Genomic DNA, 3,603 nt, shown 5'->3' on the forward strand with positions numbered 1-3,603 from the left:
CATGTGTTTCTCCTTCGTGTGGAACTGAAAAGTCTGGGGCGGCCCCAACCTTGAGCCGCGATGACTCAAGGGTACGCGGCGCCCCGATCGATGTCAATTGAACTTGAGCCGTGAGGTGTCAAGTTTGGCTGCTAGCGCGCGGACGACGGATGCCACGTAGGCGCACGAATCTGGGGCGGGCGGGGCGTTTTGGACCATTTCTTGTGGATGTCTTGTGGTTCGGCGTCGCGGCCGGTCGCGCTCAGGCGACGCTGCTGGGATCTTGCGGGAGCGCGGCATCGAACCGGGGCCCTTCTTGCGGTCCGCGGCGAAAACTGGGCAGTGCCCCGACCGGATCACTCGCTTCGGAACCTGGGCCCCGAATCCATCCCATCCGCAGGAAAAGAGCGGCCACAAGCCGCGAGAAGGAACACATCATGAACAAGATCACCAAGGCCTCCATCGCCACCGCAGCCGGTGTCCTCCTGCTCCTGGGCGGCGGCGGCACTTTCGCCTCGTGGAACGCGTCGGCCGACATCGCGGGTGCCGAGATCACGGCGGGAAACCTCGTCGTCACCGACCCCGGCACCGAAGGCACCTGGGCGGCCAACGGCGACGACATCAACATCGCCGCCTACCGGGTGGTTCCGGGCGATGTGCTCACCTTCACCAAGACGATGTCGATCGTCGCCGAGGGTGACAGCCTGAGCGCCACGCTCGCGCTGAGCGAGGCGTCCATCACACCCGCCAATCCCGCCAACGCGGTCGACCAGGCGCTGGTCGGCTACCTCGAGGCCAACGCGGTGCTCACCGCGGAAGGCGCTGGCATCACCGAGAGCGCCGACGGCTTCACCGTCGCCCCGGGTGCTGCAGGGATCGAACAGGACGTCACCGTCACCGTCACGATCACCTTCCCCTACGGCACCGAGGGCTCCAACAACGACGCCAAGACCGGTGCCGTGAACCTCAACGACCTGAGCGTCACCCTCACGCAGCACACCGCCGCCGCGTGATCCATCGGGTCCGCCCCCATCACGGGGGCGGACCCGCTGTCCGCGTAATCCACCACCGACCCCGAGGAGCCGAGATGACCCGCCGCTCACTTCGCCTGGCCCAGCGGCGCCGCCGCTGTGCGCCGGCGAAGATGCTGCTGGCGACACTCGGAACCGTAGGCGCGATCGTGCTCGGCGTAACGGCCGGGGGCGGCACCTACGCCGCCTGGACCGCCGCGGCCCCGGCAGCAGCAGCCGCCACCCTGCAGGCAGGGTCGGCAGAACTCTCCGCCGCAGACCTGAAACTCTCCGCCACCGGCATGTACCCCGGCCGCACCGCCTACAGCTCCAGCGTCGTACGCAACACCGGCACCACCCCGCTCGCCCTCGCCCTCGGCAACGTGGCGGCCGCCACCTCGAACGGCCTCACCGCCGCACTGGTCGTCACGGTCGGCACGACCGCCTCGGCAGCGGACTGCACGGCAGGGCGGGTCACCCCGAAGGCGACCACATCGGTCGGTTCGGGCGTCGCATCCGACCTGCAAGTCACTCTCGCCCCCGGGGCGAGCGCCACCCTCTGCGTGGGCCTGAGCCTGCCGCTGACCGCACCGGCCAGCGCGGCCGGCATCACGGCATCCGGCCTCAGCCTCACGATCCGCGGAACGCAGGTGCACCCGTGACCCGCCGCCGCCTTCTCGGCCCGATCGCCGCCCTCGTGACCCTCGCGGTGCTCGGCGGCTCCGGTGCAGCCGTGGCCGGCTGGAGCGCCGACGCCGCGCTGACGGCCACCGCCGCCTCGGCCGCACCCGCCACGACGATCGCCCAGACCGGCAGCCTCGCCACGAGCTACCAGTACAGCGGCTCCTCGTCGGGCGCCGTTTCCGGCCAGCTCACCATCGCCAACACGGGCGGCACCCCGCTGTCCTACACCCTCGCCAGCGACGTCACCGGCAGCAGCGCGCTCGCCCAGAAGACCGCCCTGAACCTGTGGACGGGAACCTGCTCGACCACCGTTCCCGTCAGCGCCATCAAGACCACGCTGGCAGACCCGGCGCCGGCGCTGCCCGCCACCGCGCGCACGCTCGCGCCGGGCGCTCAGGTCGTCGTGTGCGTCGCGACCCGCATCGACGGCAGCACCAACGCCGCGCTGCAGGGGCAGAGCATCACGGCCGCGTTCCGGGTGATCGGCGCGGTCGGGACGAGCTGGACCGCCACCGCCACGACCACGGCGGTCACGCAGAGCGTCTACCAGCTGGCCGCGGCCGGCGCGGTGACCTGCACCAACGTCAAGGTCGTCTTCGACTTCGTCCGGCTCTCGTGGGCCGCGCCCGCCAACCGCCCCGCTCGCGCCGACGTCACCTACGAGGTCGTCGACACCGCATCCGGCACCACGGTCGCGACGGTCAAGAGCTCGGCCGGTACCGCGTCGGTCCTGGTCGAAGGCAAGGACCTCGACGCCAACGGCGTCTACTCGTTCGCCATCCGTGCCAAAGAGGCCGCTTACGGCACGACCGCCCCCCTGACCGCAGCCGTCTCGGTGACGCGCACCTCCGGCCCCCTCGGCATCATCTCTGCAACGGAATGCTCATGACCGCGATCACACACTCCATCCCGCTCCCCGGGCTCACCTCGCGTCGCGCCCACCGCGCCGCAGGTCACCACGAGCACAGCTTGCTGCACTACCTGGCCGTCGCCCTCAGCGCGTCGCTGCTCACCATCACCGCCGCTCTCGCCGTTGCCGTCATCATGCTGCCGGCCCTCGTCGGTGGCACCGCCATGACCGTGCTGACCCAGTCGATGGAGCCCGGGCTGCCGCCCGGCACCCTCATCGTCACCCGCGCGACGCCGACCGACGAGATCGCCGTCGGCGACGTCATCACGTACCAGATCCGCTCCGGCGAGGCAGCTGTGGTCACTCACCGGGTGATCTCCAAGACCTACACCGATGGCGAACTCACCTTCGTCACCCAGGGCGACAACAACAACACGCCCGATCCCGAGCCGGTGCGAGAGGTGCAGATCCGCGGCGCCCTCTGGTACAGCGTGCCGATGCTGGGATGGGTCAACAACCTCATCAACGGGGCCAACCGCGACATCGTGATCTCCGTCGCCGCGGGCGGGCTGTTCCTCTACGCCCTCCGCACCAGCATCCTCGCGGGCCTCGAGCGACGCAGGGAGCGCGCCGAGGCGGCATCCGAACACTGACCGCGACGGAGTTCCGCCGCGCGCCCTCGCGTCAGGCGGGTACGCAGTCGCGATAATCTGCGCGCATGAGTTCATCCCCCGGCGCGACTCCCGACGTGCCCGTCACCGCCGACACCGACGCACTGCCCGTGATGGGCCTGGGCCTGCGACGCGACACCCCCGCCCCCCGCAAGACCCTGCTGGCGTGGGCGCTGTGGGACTGGGCGGCGCAGCCGTTCAACACGGTGATCCTCACCTTCATCTTCACAGCGCTGTACCTCACGACCGACGCGTTCCTGCCCGCCGACATCGCCGCGCTCCCCGACGACGACCGGGTGAAAGAGGTCGCCGAGGCGGGCCTGGCCGCGGGGCTCGGCTGGGGCACCACGATCGCGGGGCTGCTGATCCTGGCGCTCGCCCCGGTGCTGGGCCAGCAGGCCGATGCGGC

At 70.5% G+C, this 3,603-nt stretch carries 4 protein-coding genes and 1 pseudogene; all 5 read left to right on the forward strand.

Features of this window, described 5'->3' with window-relative positions; genetic code table 11:
• Positions 1–416 precede the first annotated feature (416 nt).
• Complete coding sequence (locus NQ160_RS20635) at positions 417–992, forward strand: alternate-type signal peptide domain-containing protein (protein WP_257516962.1); 576 nt, start codon at positions 417–419, stop codon at positions 990–992.
• Positions 993–1,066: 74 nt separating this feature from the next.
• On the forward strand, positions 1,067–1,651 hold the full coding sequence (locus NQ160_RS20640) for a hypothetical protein (RefSeq protein WP_257516963.1): 585 nt from the start codon (positions 1,067–1,069) through the stop codon (positions 1,649–1,651).
• On the forward strand, positions 1,648–2,562 hold the full coding sequence (locus tag NQ160_RS20645; protein WP_257516964.1) for a hypothetical protein: 915 nt from the start codon (positions 1,648–1,650) through the stop codon (positions 2,560–2,562). The genes NQ160_RS20640 and NQ160_RS20645 overlap by 4 nt, the downstream gene beginning before the upstream one ends.
• Positions 2,559–3,176 (forward strand): signal peptidase I, encoded by a 618-nt coding sequence (locus NQ160_RS20650; protein ID WP_257516965.1) that lies wholly within the window; start codon positions 2,559–2,561, stop codon positions 3,174–3,176. The genes NQ160_RS20645 and NQ160_RS20650 overlap by 4 nt, the downstream gene beginning before the upstream one ends.
• Before the next feature lie 65 nt (positions 3,177–3,241).
• Positions 3,242–3,603: pseudogene (locus tag NQ160_RS20655) on the forward strand (MFS transporter); the annotation flags it as partial.

It is taken from the genome of Microbacterium sp. zg.Y909, assembly GCF_024626565.1.